This is a genomic window from Pseudodesulfovibrio karagichevae, from assembly GCF_041414475.1.
GTDB classification, from domain to species: Bacteria; Desulfobacterota; Desulfovibrionia; order Desulfovibrionales; family Desulfovibrionaceae; genus Pseudodesulfovibrio; species Pseudodesulfovibrio karagichevae.
On sequence record NZ_JBGLYH010000011.1, the window covers coordinates 1 to 18,118 of the forward strand.

Below are 18,118 nucleotides of genomic sequence, written 5' to 3' on the forward strand. Positions count from 1 at the left end.
CGAAAATCTTCTGGATGCAGTCCGGCATCACCAGCCCCGAGACCCGCCTCCACGCGGCGCTCGGCCTCGGGCGGCATGGCCGCCACCGGCACCGGGTCGGCCTGAAGGACCGGGGCGTCCGCGTGGCGCACCGTGCCCAGCAGGGGGATGAGCAGGCAGAAGGCGAAGGTCACGGCCGCCGCGCCCAGCAGGGCCAGGGACGGCTTCAGCCAGGTCATGGGGCGGTCCCGCCGGTTGCCGGGCCGTAGCCCGCGCCGTCCTCCACGGAGCGCGCCCCCAGGCTGACCGAGCGGACCCCGGCCAGGCGGCAGGCGTCGAGCACGCGCACGGTGACGCCCGTGGGGCAGTCCCGGTCCGCGACCACGACCACGGCCCCGGCCGGGCGTTCGGCCACGAACCGCTCCATGCGCGGACGCAGGGCCCGGATGTCCAGCCGTTCGCCCTCGATGGCCACGGCCCCGGAGGCCGATACCCCGATGATCAGGGCCTCGTCCGCCGAGGTCTTTGCGCTGGCCGCAGCCGGGCGCTGCACGTCCAGGCCGCTCTCGCGCACGAAGCTGGCGGTGGCCAGGAAGAAGATGAGCAGGATGAAGATCATGTCCACCATGGGGGCGACGTTGATGTCCACGGACTCGTCGCGCTGGATGCGGCGCAGGATTCTCACGGCGCGTTCCCTCCGTCCGCCGGGCAGGCGAGGCGCACGGGGACCAGCCGCTGGCGGTGGACCCGCCGCCGCAGGAAATAGACGGCGATCAGGCCGGGCACGGCGACCACCAGCCCGGTCTGGGTGGAGATCATGGCCTGGCTGATGCCCGACGAGATGACCTTGGGGCTCATCATGCCGAAGCGGGCCACGCCGTCGAAGGTGTCGATCATGCCCGTGACCGTGCCGAGCAGCCCCAGCAGCGGGGCCGCGCCCGCCAGTACGGCGGCCAGGGACAGCCTGCGGCGGGTGCGCGATCGGACGGCCTCGGCCAGCACGTGGGCCAGGTCCGCGTCCTCGGCCCCGGAACGGCCGCACAGGCAGGCGAAGGTCCGGTCCATCTCGGCCTGCAGCGCGCCCGCCGAGGCGGGCAGAAGATCGAACCAGGCGCGCAGGATGCAGTACCACATGGCCAGGCAGCACAGGAGCAGGGGCGGCATGGTCGCGCCGCCCGCGTCCACGAAGTCGAGGACCGTGCGCAGCAGGCCGGTCATGCCGCGCCTCCGTCTTTGCGGCCGGGCGCGAGCAGGGCCTGGAGGGCCGCGCACTGCTGCTCCATGTCGGCGGACAGGGCCTGGACCCGCTGCTTGAGGAACTGGTGCAGGAGCATGGCCGGGATGGCCACGCCGAGCCCGGCCTGGGTGGTGATCAGCGCCTCGCTGATGCCGCCGGACATGATCCTCGGGTTGGCCGTGCCGAACACGGTCACGGCCTGGAACGAGTCGATCATGCCCGTGACCGTGCCGAGCAGCCCCAACAGCGGGGCCACGGCGGCCATGACCGCGATGAACCCGAGCCAGCTCTCCAGGCGGCGCAACTCGTAGAGGAACCCCTCCTGCAACTGCTTGTCCCGGAGGTCCGGGTCGGCGTCGGGCGAGGTCCACAGGAGCACCCGCGCGGCCGGGGAGCGGGGCAGGGAGCGGAGCAGCCGCTCCACGCCCGGCCAGCCGTCGGCGTCGCGGGCGGCCCGCAGCCGGCGGGGAAAGTCCTTGGGGCAGGGGCGGGCCAGGAACAGGCGCGCGCCCTTGTAGAGCACGACCAGCAGGGCGGCCAGGCCGATGGTCAGGATGGGCCACAGGAGCAGGCCGCCGCCCTGGACCCAGTCGTCCAGGGTGCGCCGGGCCTGAAGCAGGGACAGGGCCGCGCCGTGGGACGGGTCCAGGGGCAGGACCCCGCCCGAGCCGTCGGCCCAGGCCTCGATGGCGTCGGCCGCCTCGCCGGGCGTGGCGGCCACGGCCTGGGGCGGGATGGAGCCGGGCGTGAGCAGGTAGGCGCGCCCGTCCCGGTCCTCCGCGCCGAGAAAGAGGCTGCCCGCGCGCAGCAGGCTGCCTTGGCGCGCCTGGCCGTCCGGGCCGAGGACGGTCCCGCCTTGCATCTCCACGGTCGCGCCGGATTCGATTTCGTCCAGGAGCAGGCCGCCCAGGGTGGCGATGGCCTCAAGGCCGGGAAAGTCGCGGGAGCGGGCAATGCGGTTGAGCGGTGCCAGCCGGTCCGGGATAAGCGACGTCCGGGCGCTCTTTTCCAGAAGCGTGCGGGCCTGGGCCGCGTTGGAGCGGACCGCGTCCTCCACCGCGCGCATCTCCCCGGCCACGGCCTCGTACCGGTCCGCCAGGGCCTTGCGCTCGCCGCGCAGCTTCGCCAGTTCGGCCACGGCCTTGTCCAGCCGCGCCCGCTCGGCGTCCCGCGCCTTGCGCATGGCGGCCACGCGGGCGCGCAGTTCGGTTTCTTCGAGGTCGAGGAGCTGGTTCACGGCCTCGGTCCGGGCCGTCATGGACGCGGCCAGCCCGTTCAGGCGGGCCGGGGCGTCTTCTCGGGCCGGGACTTCGCGCTGTTGGGCCAGGGCCGGAGCGTTCCAGACGGCCAGGGCGATGAAGAGGGTCAGGCAAAAGGTCGGCAGGGCGCGGGGCAGGCGGATCATTGCGCCTCCCTTTGTTGTTGGGTTGCCGGGGCCGCTTGCGCCACGGGATGGCCCACGGGCAGGTAGACCAGCTCCGCGATGCGCTGCCTGCGCGAAATCTGTACGGCCTTGGCCAGCTCGCGGCCGTCGGCGTGGGGCAGCCGGGCCCACTCGCCGGAGGCCGGGTCGAACCGCTCCACCCACGCGCCCGACGCGGGCATGCGCAGCAGGGCCAGCCTGCCCGCGCGCAGCACGGTCACGGCTATGGGTGCGCCGTCCGCCTCCATGACCGCGTCCTCGGCCTCGATGTCGAGGCTGTAGCCCGCCTCCATGCGCAGGGCCTCCAGCAGGCGGCCGAGCTTTTCCCCGGCCGTGGCGTCCGGGTCGTCCAGGGTCCGCCGCAGGGCGGCCAGCCGGGTCCGCCGCTCGTCCTTCGCAAAGGGCAGGCCCGCGTCCCGCGTCCGGACCAGTTCGGCGTAGAGCGTCTCCATCACCGGGTCCAGGTCGCGCCGGGTGGCCAGGGCCGCGTCCGTGCGCGCCTTGAGTTCCCCGATGTCCGCCCGTTCCCTGGCGATGTAGGCCTCCTGCCGGGTTACGGCGAAACGGGCCGCCTCGGTGTCGTAGAGCAGCTGGCGGGCCTGGTCGAGCAGGCCTTCGCGCTCGCTCGCCCATTTCTCGGCCCGGACTCCGGCGGCACCGGCCTTGCGCGCCGCCGCCTCCACCCCGGCCCGCGCTTCGGGCACCGAGTCGTCCTTCGGTCCGGGAGGGCTCTCGGCCAGGGCTCCCGCGCCGAGCAGGAGCAGGAGGGACAGGGCGGCGAACAGGCGGAGGAAGGTGGTCATGGAACGTCCTTGCGGGTTTGGGCCGGGCTTCGGCCTTGGAATCAGTATATCTTCAATTCGTTCTTGTGCAACAGGCGCATGGTCCCGCCGGTCTCGTCGGGCCGGGCCAGGAGCACGGGCAGGCCGTGGCGGCGGATGAGCTTGATGCGCTTCCGGAGCAGGACCGGGGTCTCGTCGGCCAGGGCGTGGTCCGCCTCGTCCTGCACGTGATGGGCCCCGCACTGCCTGGCGATCTCGCCCGCGGGCATGGCCGTATCCTCGGGGCCCAGGTGCATCCAGCCCCGGTAGCGGCCGTCGTCGCCGCCCATACGCAGCCCCACGCCCGCCAGGGCCCCGACCACGCCGTCGCCCGTGCCGCCGTGCTCGGACAGGTGCACGCCGAGTTCCCCGGCCAGGGCGTAGGCCAGCCCCTTGTTCAGCACGGTGCACTTGGCGTCGTTGCCGAAGCGGATGAGCCGCTCCCTGGCCTCGTTGGACAGGGTCTCGGGGACCAGGCACAGGCCGGGGTCGGAACCGGGCGCGCCGTTGCGCTCCAGGAAGTCCTGCATGTAGCGGATGAGCGCGTCGGGCTCGCCGCAGTCCGTGACCTCCACGCACATGGAACTGTTGTGCGAGGTGTAGGGCACGTCCTCATGGACGAAGAGCTGATGGCGGCTGATGGCCGAGAACGAGCCCAGCCCCAGCTCCGTCATCTCATTGCAGGCCCGTTCGGCCAGCCAGCCGGTTCCCTTGGTTTCCAGGTTGTCGGTGTCGTCGATGCACAGATAGTAAAGCATGCCAGCCTCTTGGTTATCGGCCCCGGGGGAGCAGCCCCCTGGCCTTGAGTTTACGGATTATGGGCGCGGCGGCCAGGCCGCCCAGGGCCCCGAACAGGGCCCCGCCGAGGGTCTTGATGAAGGCGTGGGCCATGATGATCGCGGGGTCCATGCCCACCAGCCAGTCCGTGACCGCCACGCCGACGATGCGGGTGGTGGCCGCCGCGAATCCGACCAGGGCGCAGAAGAGCAGCGAGCCGCCCATGCCGGGAAAGAGCAGGAAGGCGAGGTCCACGCACAGGGACGGGAACAGGAATTTGAGCAGCAGCAGGGGGCCGCCCTTGCCCATGCCGAGCAGCACCGAGGCCAGCCCGGCGGCCAGGCCGGTGGCCGTGGCCGCGAGCTTCCGCCCGGTGACCGCCCTGGGCAGGATTAGGAAAAAGATGGTGAAGAACATGGCGTGGCCCGGAATGCCCAGGTTCAGGCGCAGGGCCATCTTGGTGACCAGCAGGAACAGGGCGCAGAACCCCACGAGCAGCGTGTCGCGCAGTCCGGAGGAGGCTTGGGCGGTCATCGGGCGGACTCCTTTGCGGCGGCCCTGGCCTCCGCGTGTCGTTGTTCTTCGTTCAGGGGCCAGACCGTGCGCCTGCCTTGCATGCTGAACCCCCTGGCCTTGGCGCTGTTGGCGATCTCCGTGGCCAGTTCGATGCTTTGCAACACGGCGGGCAGGGCGATGCAGGACACGGCGTCGGGCCAGTTGCGCGGGTTGAGCAGTTCGCGCGGCAGCACCCGCGCCCCGCGCAGGACCTGGGCCTCGTGGATGATCCGCACGCGCTCCAGGAGCAGGGGAAAGAAGCGCAGGCAGCAGGAGGCCACGAAGGGCAGGTTCCCCGGCAGGATGCGCTTGAGGATGCGCTCCAAGGCGGCCGGCGGGACCAGGCGGATGGTCAGCATGCCGGGGATGAAGACCAGGATCAGGCGCAGGGACACGTCGAGGCCGCTTTGCCATTCCTGCGGCCCGAAGCGCAGGCAGTACAGCCCCGTGACCACCGCGATCTGCCAGAAGCAGGCCATGGCCAGGCGCAGCGCCCGGCGCGGGCCGGGCCGCGAGATCAGGAGCAGGCCGCCCTCGATCACGGCCAGGACCGGCATGGACCACGGGCCGTGCCAGACCACGGCCAGCAGCGAGAGCGCCGGGCAGAGGATGAGCATGGCCCGGGCCGGGGGCGCGAAGCCGGTGCGCCGTGCGCGCGGTTCAGGCCACGGATTCAAGACGTCCTCCGCCGATCCGCAGCTCGCGGGTGTAGAAATTTTCGAAGCGCAGGGACGAGGTCGGGTTGTGGCCGGTGACCAGCACGGCCATGCCCCGTTCGGCGCGCTCCCGGTCCAGCAGCCCGTGGACCCGCTCCCGGGCGTCCCGGTCCAGCCCGGCGAAGGGGTCGTCGAGGATGAGCAGGTCCGGCTCCTGGGTCAGGCAGGCCCCCAGCGCGGTCAGCCGCTGCTGGCCGTAGCTGAGCAGGAACGGGGGGCGGTCCAGGAGGGCGTCGATGCCCAGTCCCTCGGCCACGCGCCGGGACCGGCCCTCGTGGTCGGAAAGCCCCTTGCGTCGGGCCGCGAAGGCCAGTTCGTCCAGGACCGTGTCCTCGAAGAGCTGGCCGGACGGGCTTTGCAGCACGAGCCCCACCCGGCCGCGCAGCCGAGCCGGGGTCACGGGCTCGCCGAACAGGCTCAGGCGGCCCGAGTCCGGGGGCAGGAACCCGGCCATGATTCGGGTCAGGGAGGACTTGCCGCTGCCGTTGCCGCCCTCCACGTGGACGGCCTCGCCCGGCCGGATGGCCAGGTCGAGGCCGGAAAAGACCTGGTTGGCCCCCCGCCGGAGGCGCAGGTCCCGGATGTCCAGCAGCGGCGGGACGCCGGGGTCGGTCGGCCGGGCCGCCGAGCGGCGCGGGGCGGCGGGGGAGGGGGGCGGACCGGACGAAGGCGGACCGGAAGGCCGCAGCGCGCCGTCCTCTATCCGCCACCAGTGGGTGATGCGTTCGGCCAGGGGCTCGGGTCGGTGCTCGCACAGGAGCACGCCGCCGCCCCGCCTGAGGGTGGCGTCGATGACCCCGGCCACGGCCCGGCAGCCGTCCGGGTCGAGCTGGGCGCACGGCTCGTCGAGCAGCAGCAGCCCCGGCTCGGCGACCAGCGCCCCGGCCAGGACGAGCCGGTACTGGCGGCCCATGGACAGGCTCGCGGTGAGGGTGTGCGTGGGCACGGGCAGGTCCGCCTCGGCCAGGGCGCGGGCCACCCTGGCGGGCATGGCGTCCGGGGGAACGCCCGCGTTTTCCAGGGCGAAGGCGGTCTCGGGCCCCACGTGGTCGAAGAGTATCTGGGTGCCGGGATTCTGGAAGACCGCGCCGGGCCGCGCGGGTCGCTCGATGTCGCCGCCGAGCGCGTCGGGCGGGAGCAGGCCGGCGGCGGCCAGCAGAAGGCTGGATTTCCCGCTCCCGGTGGGGCCGACGATGCAGTGGCATTCGCCGGACCCCACCGTGAGGCGGACGCCGGAGAGAACCGGCGGTGCCTGGTCGTTGAACCGGATGTTCAGTTCGCGCAGGCGCAGATGGGCCGACATACTCTCCGGGATGCTCCGTGTCCGTCTAGAACGAGTAGTCCAGTCCGGTGTAGACGACGCGGCCGGGCCGGGCGAAGCCGTAGGATTCGGCGTAGTCCACGTCCAGCAGGTTGTCCGCGCCGACGTAGGCGGACAGCGTGTCCGTGAAGGCCTGGCTGATCTTGATGTCGATCAGGCCGTAGTCGGGCATGCGCTTGCTGTCGGCACCGTCGAGGGCCCACTGGTCCGAGAAGAACCGCCACCCGGCGTAGACCGTGGTCCTGGTCGGCGCGACCCAGGTGGCCTGGGCGGTGAGCTTGTGGCGCGGGCGGTACTGCAGCCGGTCGGTGGCGGCGTTGTCCGAGAGGTTCTGGCTGTCCAGGTAGGTGTAGCCGAGCTGGGTGCTCAGCCCTTCCATGATCCGGCTGGACAGGGTGGTCTCGAAGCCCTGGAAGCGGTACTTGTCGTTGTTCTGGTAGACGTCGCTGCTGTCTTTCTCGATGTAGTTCTCCGCGTCGTTCCGGAACACGGTGAAGTCCAGGGTGGAGGCCAGGGGCAGGGCCTGGGAGATGCCCGCCTCGTAGAGCCAGTCCACTTCATTGACCAGGTCGGCGTTGCCCGAGGTGGAGTCGAACAGGTTCTGGATCGAGGGGTTGCGGATCTTGCGCGCCTGGGACGCCTTGATGGTGGTGCCCTCGAAGAGCTTGTAGTTGGCCGCCAGCACGTAGGAATAGGTGTCCGAGCGCTTGTCGGTCCGGGCCTGGCCGTTGAGGCTCAGCCCCATGGAGATCTGCAGGTCGTCGAACAGGGTCAGGTCGTCCTGGAGCGCGGCGGTGTAGTTGCTCAGGGTCTCGTTGGAGTCCAGGGGCGTGGAGGAGGTGTTGTTGGGCCGGGTGAAGCCGTTCTCGCTCCAGTTCTGCCGCTCGCCGATCAGGCCCAGGACCAGGCGGCCCATGGAGTCGGTGTTGTAGCCCCACTGGTTGTTCAGGCCCACCGTGGTCGACGTGGCCTTGCTGTGGTAGGAGTTCTTCCTGGTCTGGGTGGCGTAGTTGGAATAATCGTAGCGCGAGGTCTCGGTGTATTCCCGGCTGGCGTAGACCATGAGCCGGGTGTCCACGGTCTTGTTGAAGGCGTGGTTCATGGCCAGCTGCAGGTCCGCGCCGCTGTAGTCCAGGACCTTCTCGTACTTGGGGTTCTTGGCGAACGGGTCGCCGGCGTTGGTCAGGGTGGACGGCGGCTTGCCGTATTCGCCCTCGAACATGTTCAGGACCGCGCCGAAGCTGGTGTCGTCGCTCGCCTGATAGGTCACGTTGCCCAGGACGTTGGCGTGCTTGCGGTAGCTGTTCTTGCGCTCGTCGGAATCCTGGAGTGCGTTCTTGTCGAAATCCGAGGATACGGGGAAGTTGTTGCGGGTCAGGTAGCTGGCGCCCGCGTAGTAGTCCAACTTGCCGCTGCCGCCCGCGATGGTGGACTGCGCCTTGTAGAGATCGCCCATGCCGGCCATGACGCCGGCGGTTCCCTTGAAATCCTTGGTGCCCTTCTTGGTGATGATGTCGATGACGCCCGCGTTGCCGTCGTTGCCGTAGAGCACCGAGGAGGCGCCGCGCATGATCTTGATGCGGGCGATGTTCTCCACCGGGATGGCGTCGGGATCGAACTGCCCGTCGAGCACGGACAGGAACGGGATGCCGTTGAGCAGCAGCTTGATGTTCCGCGTGCGCATGCCGCGGATGTCGATGCGGCAGGTGCCGTCCGCCGCGGTGCGGGTGGTCACGCCGGGCACCATCTTGAAGGCGTCGGCCAGGGTCAGGGCCCCGGCGTTCTTCAGGTCCTCGGCGGTGATCTCCGTCACCGTGGTCGAGTTCTCCAGGGTCGAGGACGAATCGCTGACGACGATTTCACCGAGGGTGTACTCGGCCTTGTCCTTGGCTTTTCCGCCCTCGTCCTGGGCGAGGGCGGGCGTGATGAAAAGTGCGGTGAGCAATCCGATGAACAGCAGCAGGCGGGAGCATTTCATTACCGTTTCCTCTTGAGCGTGGGCAGACCGGACGTGCATCCGAGAACTCCGCGCCGCCCCCCTCGGCAGTGCGGAACACGACCGTGTCGATTTCAGCGGCAGCGTTTCGAACAGTTGGGAATTATACGATATCCCAGACAGACGGTTCTATTATTATGCTCAATCTAGCATGTCAATAACCATTGCTGTGCATAATGATTTGGCACTTGAGCCGGAACCGGTCGGGGCCGGGATTTCCACGGCCGGGCCGTGGCGTCGGGTCGCGCCGAACGGCCCGGTCAAAGCAATTCCGGGGCCAGCGGCGCACCCCGGCGGCGGGAGCGGGCCATTTTGCCCTGTTTCCATGCTAATTAACAAATGAATCAAGATGGTTGTGTGGTCATATGTAAATCGGCGTCCGGGCCGAAATGGCCCCCCCTCGGCCAAGGGGCGGCGCCCTGTGTGCCCATGTGACCCGATCCCGGCCGTGCGCCGGGTCGCAATGACCCAGTATCGAGGCGGCCGTCCGGGAATTGCGCGTCGCCCGGACATGCTGTAGGACCATCCTTCTGTCCGGTTCGACGAGCCGTATCGACAACCAACAAGGAAACGGAATGGGCAAGCATATTATTGAAGAGGCGTCGCGCTGCCTGCAATGCAAGAAGCCGCTGTGCAGCAAGGGCTGCCCGGTATCAACCCCGGCCAACCTGATGGTCGAGGCCCTGCTTGCGGGCGACATGCGCAAGGCCGGGGCCATGCTGTTCGAGAACAACCCGCTGACTTCGGTCTGTTCGCTGATCTGTCCCCACGAGCACTTCTGCGAGGGGCACTGCGTCCTGGGCAGAAAGAGCGCGCCGGTCCAGGTCAGCAGCATCGAGCAGTACGTCTCCCGCTACTACCTGGAGCAGTTCCAGCCGGAGCGGCCGGAGAACGCCAACAACGCCAGGCGCATCGCCATCGTCGGCTCCGGCCCGGCCGGGATCACCGTGGCCTTCATCCTGGCGCGCCAGGGGTTCGACGTGACCCTGTTCGAGTCCAAGGAGAAGATCGGCGGGGTGCTCCAATACGGCATCCCGGACTTCCGCCTGCCCAAGGACATCCTGGAGAAGCTCAAGGAGAAGCTCCTGGGCCTGGGCGTGAAGATCCGTCCCAACACCCTCATCGGGCCGGTCATCGGCATCGACGATTTGTTCCGGGACGAGTACCGGGCGATCTTCATCGGCACCGGCGTGTGGAACCCGAGGCCGCTTCGGCTCAAGGGCGAGACCCTGGGCCACGTGCACTACGCCATCCACTACCTCAAGAACCCCTCGGTCTACAGCCTGGGCCAGAAGGTCGCGGTCATCGGCGCGGGCAACGTGGCCATGGACGTGGCCCGGACCGCCCTGCGCAAGGGCGCCCGCGAGGTCACCGTGCTCTATCGCCGGGGCGAGGGCGACATGTCCGCCACCAAGTACGAGTACGAGTATGCCAAGGTCGACGGGGTCCGTTTCCGCTTCTACACCTCCCCCGAGGAGATCAACGACCGGGGCGTGGTCTGCGTGGAGACCCGGCTGGTGGAGGGCGACGACGGCCGGGCGCGCGTGGAGCCCGTGGAGGGCTCGGAATTCCTGTTCGAGGCCGACTCCATCTTCATCGCGGTCAGCCAGGCCCCGCGCTCCAACCTGGTCGGCCTGGAAGTGGGCAAGACCGGCCTGATCATCACCGACGAGGACGGCCGGACCACCCGCGAGGGCGTGTTCGCCTCGGGCGACGTGGTCACCGGGGCCAAGACCGTGGCCGAGGCCGTGAGCCGGTCCAAGCGTTCGGCTCGGGCCATCATGGACTATGTGGCGGGCCTGGAAGACTGATTCCCGGCACCGCGCGGCGTCCCGTGCGCCGTGGCGGGAACGGACGCGGATTTCGTGCGAAAGCGTGTCACCTCGCGGTGTTCGGTTCACCGGCCGGGGCATGAAAAGAATATTCTTGCGGGGCTTGCCCGCTGCGGGGATTGAATACATAGTTTGTATAGAGGGATATAACTCAACCCCAAAGGAGCGACGCCATGTGCAAGGACTGCGGTTGCAATCTCGGCAAGGACAAGGTGGCCCACAAGCACGCCCACGGCGACAAGGGGAAGCACGAGCACGAACATGAGCACGAACACGCCCACGTGCACGAGCATACCCACGAGGACGGCACCACCCATACCCACGAACACTGCCACGCGCACAGCCATGGGCACAGCCACGAGCATGAGCACGGGGCCGAGGGCGAGCACAGGCACGGCCACGGCGCCCACAGCCACGATGTGGACCACGCCCACGACGGCGGCAGCGGCCACGGTCACAGCCACGACTAGGCGGCGACCCGGCGCGAACGAATCACCACGGCCCGAGGGCCGGACGGCAAAGGCCCGGAAGGCGTTCCTTCCGGGCCTTTTCGCATGGACGGCGGCCATCTCGTGCGGAGGCGGCAAGCGCGGGTTCCCCTTTGCATTTGGCCGCCCGATGGGCCAGAACAGGGGGACGCACAATCGGAGGGGCGACATGACAGAGAATATCGAACGGCTGGCGGCGGCATTGGAAGACGGGCTCATTGGGCGGCGGCGCGACCTGCACCGCTGTCCCGAGGCCGCCTGGACCGAGTTCCGGACCGCCTCCATGGTCGCGGCCGCGCTTTCGGCCGCCGGATACGAGGTCCGTCTCGGCCAGGAGGCGGTCCGCCGCGAGTCCATGCTCGGCGTGCCTTCGGAAGATGAACTCACGGCCCACATGGAGCGCGCCGTGGCCCAGGGCGGCGACCCGGACCTGATCGCCAGCATGCGCGGCGGCCTGACCGGGGTGGTCGGGGAGCTGCGCTGCGGCGAGGGTCCGGTGGTGGCCCTACGCTTCGACATGGACGCCAACGATCTGGACGAGGCGTGTGACGAGGAGCACCGCCCCTTCCGCGAGGGGTTCGCCTCGGTCAACGCCGGGGTCATGCACGCCTGCGGGCACGACGGCCACGTGGCCATGGGCCTGGGCGTGGCCGAGCTCCTGGCCGAGTGCAAGGACCAGCTTCACGGCACGGTCCGGCTGATCTTCCAGCCCGGCGAGGAGGGCGTGCGCGGGGCCGGGCCCATGGTCGACGCCGGGGCGCTCGACGGGGTGGACTACCTCCTGGGCGGGCACATCGGGTTCCGCGCGCCCCGGACCGGGCAAGTGGTCTGCGGCACGGGCGGGTTCCTGTCCACCACCAAGTTCGACGTCGCCTTCACCGGGGTGGCGGCCCATGCCGGGGCGGCCCTGGAACAGGGGCGCAACGCCCTGCTGGCCGCAGCCAACGCGGCCCTGAACCTCCACGCCATACCCCGCCACGGGCAGGGCGCATCGCGGGTCACGGTCGGCGTGCTCAACGCCGGGCAGGGGCGCAACGTCGTGCCCCCGAACGCGCTCATCAAGGCCGAGACGCGCGGCGAGACCTCCGCGATCAACGACTGCATGTTCGAGCGCGCCAGGGAGGTGGTCGCCGGGGCCGCGAAGATGTACGGCGTGGACGCCGTGCTGACCGAGGTGGGGCGGAGCGTGAGCGGGGAGAGCGATCCCGGGCTGGCGGCGCGGGTCCGACGGGCGGCCGAGGCCATGAACTTTTTCGATCCCGCCGAAATCATCGACCGCATGGAGCTGCGCGGCAGCGAGGACTTCGCCCTGATGCTGGCCGAGGTCCAGGGGCGGGGCGGGCTCGGGACCTACCTCATGCTCGGCAGCGACCTGGCCGCCGGGCACCACAACGCCCGCTTCGACTTCGACGAGCGCTGCCTGGCGCCGGGCGCGGCCCTGTTCGCCGCCTGCGTCCTGGACCTCATGGAACAACCCGTGGAATCCGGCTCCTGACCGGGCCCGCTAGAGCAGGGCGCGGCACAGCCGCATGAGCGCCGGGGCCAGGAGGATGACCAGGACCACGCGGATGACGTGGAAGGTCAGGACCAGGAAGATGTCCACCTTGAGGCCGCCCGCCATGCCGGTCATGGCGGTCATGGCCCCGGGGCTGGTGCTGATAAACGCGGTCGTCAGGTCGATGCCCCAGAATCTGGAGAAGATGACGGCCAGGAACCCGCCCAGGAGGATGAGCAGCAGGGCCGAGGTCAGGATGGGGACGAGGTAGTGCTTCAGCTCCGGCAGGATGGCCGGGGAGAAGCTCATGCCCACGGTGGCTCCCACGGCGACCTCGATGAGGAAGGGCCAGTTGCCCGGCAGCTCCAGGTTGAGGGACGAGAGGGTCTTCAGGGCGATGACCGCGAGCATGGAGCCGATGATGACGCCGCCGGGGATGTTCAGGCGGCCGACGAGCAGGCCGCCCAGGAGCGCCGCTCCGAGGATGAGCGGCAGTTGCGTGAGTTGTTGCACTGTTCGTGTACCGAGAGCGGTGACCGGGTCGCTGGTTGTTTCGCCTGGGGCGGTGGTCTTGTTGTTCGGGGGTCGCGCCGCACGGTGCGGAAAGGGCAATTTATGCCCGGCGGACCGGATTTGCAATCGGTCCACACGCCCTGCGCAACATGCCGGATTTGCACAATATGGGACAATCTGGACGCCTGTTCTGACAATGTTGTCGAGGGTCGCCTGCCGCGTCCGGCGCTCTCCGGCGCGGCCGGGCCGGGGGGGCGCAGGCGGCAATTTCCTTGTCTCGGGCGGGCCGGACAGGGTACAGTGATGCGGATGGGGGCGGAGCGGATGTCCGTCTCTTCGGGATGGAACGATTTTCGCAAACCGGATCAAGCCCTTCCGTCCGAGGTCCTCTTGCTGCAACCCTGAACCCCGTGCCGCCATGTATGCCATCACCATCGACAGCGTGACCCATGATTATGCGGACCTGCGCGCTCTGCTGGCCGCAGCCTCCGCGCCCAAGTCCGGGGACGAACTGGCCGGGATCGGGGCGCGCTCGGCCCGTGAGCGGGCCGTGGCCCAGATGTGCCTGGCCGAGGTCCCACTGACCGCCTTCCTGGACGATCTGGTCATCCCCTACGAGGACGACGCCGTGACCCGGCTGATCGTCGATACCCTGGACCGCGAGGCGCTTTCGCCCGTGGCCGGGCTGACCGTGGGCGGGTTCCGCGACTGGCTGCTCTCGGCCGAGGCGGACGGGGACGCGCTCGCGGCCCTGGCCCCGGGGCTCATGCCCGAGATGGCCGCCGCCGTGTCCAAGCTCATGCGCGTCCAGGACCTCATCCACGTGGCCTCCAAGGTCCGCGTGGTCACCAGGTTCCGGACCACGGTCGGCCTGCCCGGCACCCTGGCCGCGCGGTTGCAGCCCAACCACCCGACCGACGACCCGGCGGGCATCGTGGCCTCGGTATTCGACGGGCTCATGTACGGCAGCGGCGACGCCTGCATCGGCATCAACCCGGCCACGGACAGCACGGCCTCGGCCGTCCGGCTCATGGAGCTGCTCGACCGTCTGCGCCGGGAGTACGACATCCCCACCCAGTCCTGCGTGCTGACCCACGTGACCAACACCATCGAGGCCGTGGAGCGTGGCGCGCCCGTGGACCTGGTCTTCCAGTCCATCGGCGGCACCGAGGGCGTGAACAAAAGCTTCGGCGTGACCCTGGACATCCTGCGGGAGGGGCTGGAGGCCGGTCGGTCGCTGCAGCGCGGCACCGTGGGCGACAACGTCATGTATTTCGAGACCGGCCAGGGCTCGGCCCTGTCCGCCGGGGCGCACTGCGGGGTGGACCAGCAGACCCTGGAGGCGCGGGCCTACGGTCTGGCCCGGCACTATGAGCCGTTCCTGCTCAACTCCGTGGTCGGCTTCATCGGGCCGGAGTATCTCTACGACGAGAAGCAGATCATCCGGGCCGGGCTGGAGGACCACTTCTGCGGCAAGCTGCTCGGCGTGCCCATGGGCATGGACGTCTGCTACACCAACCACGCCGAGGCGGACCAGGACTCCATGGACACCCTGCTGACCCTGCTCGGGGTGGCCGGGTGCAACTACATCATGGGCGTGCCCGGCGCGGACGACATCATGCTCAACTACCAGTCCACCTCCTTCCACGACGCCCTGTACGTCCGCCGCCAGCTCGGGCTTTCCCCGGCCCCGGAGTTCGCGGCATGGCTGGAGCGCACCGGCGTGTTCGAGGACGGTCGGCTCAAGGCCCCGAAACATTCCCTGCACATCCCGGACAAGGAGGCGCTCCGTGGCCTGTCCTCGTAACCCCGCTCATGCTCCGGTCCCTCCGGCCGACGACCTGGTGCCCGAGGACTTCTGGGCCGGGCTGCGCTCCTGGACCGATGCGCGCATCGCGCTGGGCCGGGCCGGGGTCAGCCAGCGCACCCGCGACGTGCTCGCCTTCCAGCTGGACCACGCCAGGGCGCGCGACGCGGTGCACCAGGTCCTGGACCGCGAGGCCGCCTTCGGGGAGATCGAATTCCTGGAAGTGGCGAGCCGCGCCCCGGACCGGACGGTCTTTCTGCAACGGCCCGACCTCGGGCGGCTGCTCACCCCGGAGAGCGAGGCCATGCTCAAGGCGCGGGCGGGCGACGGGGTCGACGTGGCCTTCACGGTCTCCGCCGGGCTGTCGTCCACGGCGGTGGAGAAGAATTTCCAGCCCTTCTGGCGCGAGCTCGCGCTCGCGCTCGAAAGCCTCGGCCTGAGCGCGGCCCCGCCGTGCTACGCCGAGCAGGGCAGGGTGGCGCTGGGCGACCGCGTGGCCCTGGCCCTCAAGGCGCGCATGGCCGTGGTTCTCATCGGCGAACGGCCCGGCCTGAGCTCCCCGGACAGCATGGGCATTTATATGACATACGCCCCGAAATCTGCTACGACGGACGAAGCCAGGAATTGCATCTCCAACATCCGGCCCGCCGGGCTGAGGTACGCAGAGGCGGTCCGGACCCTGTGCGCGCTGATGCGCGAGGCGTTCCGGCGCGGGGTGTCCGGGGTGGATCTCAAGGTGGACGACGCCCTGGCGCTCGGGCCGGGCGAGGCGGCCGGGCGCTTGGCCGAGTGAGGAGCCGGACGAGGGGCTTTTTCACAATGCGGCTGATAACTTAATGTGTTCGTAACAATGCGATATTGCGCTATGGGCCGGATACTTGTAACAAACGTTTGAATCAACCCAACACGTGCAAACGGAGACGATGATGAAACGGATTTTCGTGCTTTTCATGCTGGCAATGTTCGCCTTCGCCGGGACGGCGCAGGCCGAGACCCTGAAACTCTTGACCTGGAAGGGATATGCCCCCCAGAAGCTCGTCGAGCAGTTCGAGAAGGAGACCGGCATCAAGGTCGAGGTGACCTTCTCCAACAACGAGGAGATGATCGCCAAGCTGCGCGCCACCCGTGGCGCCGGGTTCGACTTGGCCCAGCCCTCCCAGGACCGCATTTCCTCGGTCCAGGAGAAGTTCCACATCTACCAGGCCATGGACTACTCCAAGATCGACGCGCCCCTGTTCATTCCGTCTATGCTCAGCGCGGTCAAGAAGAATACCCTGGTGGACGGCAAGTCCTACGCCGTGCCGTTCTGCTGGGGCACCTCCGGTCTGGTCGTCAACAGCGACAAGGCCCCGGGCGTGGATTCCTACAAGGCCCTGGTCGATCCCAAGTACAAGGGCCGCGTGAGCTACCGCCTGAAGCGCCCGACCCTGATCGCCATGGGCTTCGCGCTCGGCTATGACCCGTTTGCCCTGTACAACGACGTCGAAGGCTACAAGGCCATGCTCGACAAGGTCGCCGACACCCTGATCAAGGGCAAGCCCATCGTCCAGAACTACTGGGCCAACGGCGACGCGCTGATCGAGTCCATGCGCTCCGGCGAGGTCTTCGTGGCCATGGCCTGGGACGCGGGCGGATGGAAGCTGCACGCCGAGAACCCGGCCATCGATTTCAAGGCCCCCAAGGAAGGCGCGCTCGGCTGGATCGACACCTTCGCCATCCCGGCCAAGGCCGAGAACGTCTCCGCCGCCTACAAGTGGATCAACTTCATGATGAAGCCCGAGAACTGCGGCTACTTCACCTCCCAGGAGAAGTGCGCCACCGCTTCCAAGGACGCCCTCAAGTTCACGGACAAGGACGTGGCCGCCAACTTCAGCCGCTCCTTCCCGCAGGCCGCCATCGACAACATCAAGTGGTATCCGCCGGTTCCGGCCAAGCTCGAAAGCCTGGAAGGCAAAATCCTGGACAAGATCAAGGCCGCCAACTAATCTGACCCGGCTTGCGACAATTGCACGGGGCGGGGAGCCGACGAGGCTCCCCGCCTTATTCCGTACTCCAGCAATTGAGAACCTATGACCAACGATCTTTCCGTACGAGCCCTGGTGAAGCGTTTCGGCGACTTCACCGCGGTTGACGATGTTACCTTCGACGTCCCCGACGGGTCCTTCTTTTCCATCCTGGGCCCGTCGGGCTGCGGCAAGACCACGCTGCTGCGCATGATCGCCGGGTTCGAGTCCCCGACATCCGGGGCCATAGAGATTCGCGGCCGCGATATGCTCGGCGTGCCGCCCAACCAGCGGCCCGTGAACCTCGTGTTCCAGCACCTGGCCCTGTTCCCGATGATGGATGTGGCCGAGAACGTGGCCTTCGGCCTGAAGCGGCGCGGCGTGGCCGGGGCCGAAATCAGGAAGAAGGTCGAGGCCATCCTGGAGCGGGTGGGGCTGCCCGGCTTCGGCGTGAAACGGATCGACCAGCTGTCCGGCGGGCAGAAGCAGCGCGTGGCCATCGCCCGCTGTCTGGTCTTGGAGCCCTCGGTGCTCCTCCTGGACGAGCCGCTGGGAGCGCTGGACCTCAAGCTGCGCGAGCAGATGAAGGTGGAGCTCAAGAAGCTCCAGGCCAAGGTGGGCACGACCTTCATCTACATCACCCACGACCAGTCCGAGGCCCTGGTCATGTCCGACCGGGTGGCGGTCATGAACAAGGGCCGCTTCGAGCAGGTGGGCACCCCCCAGGAGCTCTACGGCCGGCCCGATACCCCGTTCGTGGCCGAGTTCGTCGGCGACAACAACCGCTGGCGCGGGGCCATCACCCAGACCCTGGACAACGGCGAGGTGCTCCTGTCCACCGACGAGGGATATTCCTTCCGCACCCGGGCGCACAGCTCCTGCGCGGGCGGCAAGAGGGTGGACCTCTTCCTGCGGCCCGAGGCCATGCGCATCGAGCCCCGGGAGAGCCAGGACCTGAACACCTTCGACGTGACCGTCAAGTCCATCCTCTTCGACGGGGCCAACAGCCGCCTGCTTACGGTCACCAAGGAGGAGCGCGAACTCATCGTCACCCTGCCCCAGAACCGCAAGTTCGACCACATCCGGCCCGGCGACCACATCCGCGTGGGCTGGCACCCCGAGTCCGGCATCTGTTTCCGGGCGGAGGACTAGCGC

Annotated in this window: 18 protein-coding genes; 7 read left to right on the forward strand and 11 right to left on the reverse strand. The window is 68.9% G+C overall.

Annotation, left to right across the window (positions count from 1 at the left end; all coding sequences use genetic code 11):
- The 10 genes from AB6M95_RS05720 to AB6M95_RS05765 form a co-directional block, all read right to left on the reverse strand.
- Positions 1-218: hypothetical protein (locus AB6M95_RS05720; RefSeq protein WP_371385777.1), on the reverse strand; the 218-nt coding region annotated here is incomplete at its 3' end.
- Positions 215-664, reverse strand: a complete 450-nt coding sequence (locus AB6M95_RS05725) for an ExbD/TolR family protein (RefSeq protein WP_371385778.1) — start codon at positions 662-664, stop codon at positions 215-217. The genes AB6M95_RS05725 and AB6M95_RS05720, both read right to left, overlap by 4 nt.
- Complete coding sequence (locus AB6M95_RS05730) at positions 661-1,197, reverse strand: MotA/TolQ/ExbB proton channel family protein (protein ID WP_371385779.1); 537 nt, start codon at positions 1,195-1,197, stop codon at positions 661-663. Before AB6M95_RS05730 ends, AB6M95_RS05725 begins: the two co-directional genes overlap by 4 nt.
- On the reverse strand, positions 1,194-2,621 hold the full coding sequence (locus AB6M95_RS05735; protein WP_371385780.1) for a MotA/TolQ/ExbB proton channel family protein: 1,428 nt from the start codon (positions 2,619-2,621) through the stop codon (positions 1,194-1,196). The genes AB6M95_RS05730 and AB6M95_RS05735 overlap by 4 nt, the downstream gene beginning before the upstream one ends.
- Entirely contained in the window at positions 2,618-3,442 is an 825-nt protein-coding gene (locus AB6M95_RS05740; RefSeq protein WP_371385781.1) for a DUF3450 family protein, read from the reverse strand. The genes AB6M95_RS05735 and AB6M95_RS05740 overlap by 4 nt, the downstream gene beginning before the upstream one ends.
- Before the next feature lie 41 nt (positions 3,443-3,483).
- Positions 3,484-4,218: a hypothetical protein gene (locus AB6M95_RS05745; protein ID WP_371385782.1), complete on the reverse strand. Its 735-nt coding sequence runs from the start codon at positions 4,216-4,218 to the stop codon at positions 3,484-3,486.
- Positions 4,219-4,231: 13 nt separating this feature from the next.
- Positions 4,232-4,771, reverse strand: coding sequence for a hypothetical protein (locus AB6M95_RS05750; RefSeq protein WP_371385783.1), 540 nt, complete (start codon positions 4,769-4,771; stop codon positions 4,232-4,234).
- Positions 4,768-5,469 carry an energy-coupling factor transporter transmembrane component T family protein gene (locus AB6M95_RS05755; protein WP_371385784.1) on the reverse strand — a complete coding sequence of 234 codons (702 nt, stop codon included), beginning with the start codon at positions 5,467-5,469 and terminating at the stop codon, positions 4,768-4,770. The genes AB6M95_RS05750 and AB6M95_RS05755 overlap by 4 nt, the downstream gene beginning before the upstream one ends.
- On the reverse strand, positions 5,453-6,811 hold the full coding sequence (locus AB6M95_RS05760; RefSeq protein ID WP_371385785.1) for an ABC transporter ATP-binding protein: 1,359 nt from the start codon (positions 6,809-6,811) through the stop codon (positions 5,453-5,455). Before AB6M95_RS05760 ends, AB6M95_RS05755 begins: the two co-directional genes overlap by 17 nt.
- A 25-nt stretch (positions 6,812-6,836) precedes the next feature.
- Positions 6,837-8,807 (reverse strand): TonB-dependent receptor, encoded by a 1,971-nt coding sequence (locus AB6M95_RS05765; protein WP_371385786.1) that lies wholly within the window; start codon positions 8,805-8,807, stop codon positions 6,837-6,839.
- 593 nt (positions 8,808-9,400) lie between these two features.
- Between AB6M95_RS05765 and AB6M95_RS05770 the strand changes: the two genes are divergently transcribed.
- From AB6M95_RS05770 to AB6M95_RS05780, 3 genes are all read left to right on the forward strand, one after another.
- Positions 9,401-10,636, forward strand: coding sequence for an NAD(P)-dependent oxidoreductase (locus AB6M95_RS05770; RefSeq protein ID WP_371385787.1), 1,236 nt, complete (start codon positions 9,401-9,403; stop codon positions 10,634-10,636).
- A gap of 194 nt (positions 10,637-10,830) precedes the next feature.
- Positions 10,831-11,127, forward strand: coding sequence for a hypothetical protein (locus AB6M95_RS05775; RefSeq protein ID WP_371385788.1), 297 nt, complete (start codon positions 10,831-10,833; stop codon positions 11,125-11,127).
- A 187-nt stretch (positions 11,128-11,314) separates the two neighbouring features.
- The gene (locus tag AB6M95_RS05780; RefSeq protein WP_371385789.1) at positions 11,315-12,640 is read left to right on the forward strand and encodes an amidohydrolase; all 1,326 of its coding nucleotides are present in this window, start codon (positions 11,315-11,317) and stop codon (positions 12,638-12,640) included.
- A gap of 9 nt (positions 12,641-12,649) precedes the next feature.
- Here AB6M95_RS05780 and AB6M95_RS05785 read toward each other — a convergent pair whose 3' ends face one another.
- On the reverse strand, positions 12,650-13,588 hold the full coding sequence (locus AB6M95_RS05785; RefSeq protein WP_371385790.1) for an AbrB family transcriptional regulator: 939 nt from the start codon (positions 13,586-13,588) through the stop codon (positions 12,650-12,652).
- Between AB6M95_RS05785 and AB6M95_RS05790 the strand changes: the two genes are divergently transcribed.
- The 4 genes from AB6M95_RS05790 (at position 13,572) to AB6M95_RS05805 (ending at position 18,115) form a co-directional block, all read left to right on the forward strand.
- The gene (locus AB6M95_RS05790; protein WP_371385791.1) at positions 13,572-14,960 is read left to right on the forward strand and encodes an ethanolamine ammonia-lyase subunit EutB; all 1,389 of its coding nucleotides are present in this window, start codon (positions 13,572-13,574) and stop codon (positions 14,958-14,960) included. The genes AB6M95_RS05785 and AB6M95_RS05790 overlap by 17 nt on opposite strands.
- The gene (gene eutC / locus AB6M95_RS05795; RefSeq protein WP_371385792.1) at positions 14,944-15,753 is read left to right on the forward strand and encodes an ethanolamine ammonia-lyase subunit EutC; all 810 of its coding nucleotides are present in this window, start codon (positions 14,944-14,946) and stop codon (positions 15,751-15,753) included. Before AB6M95_RS05790 ends, eutC begins: the two co-directional genes overlap by 17 nt.
- 133 nt (positions 15,754-15,886) lie before the next feature.
- Positions 15,887-16,945 carry an extracellular solute-binding protein gene (locus tag AB6M95_RS05800; protein WP_371385793.1) on the forward strand — a complete coding sequence of 353 codons (1,059 nt, stop codon included), beginning with the start codon at positions 15,887-15,889 and terminating at the stop codon, positions 16,943-16,945.
- A gap of 84 nt (positions 16,946-17,029) precedes the next feature.
- Entirely contained in the window at positions 17,030-18,115 is a 1,086-nt protein-coding gene (locus tag AB6M95_RS05805; protein WP_371385794.1) for an ABC transporter ATP-binding protein, read from the forward strand.
- Positions 18,116-18,118: the final 3 nt, after the last annotated feature.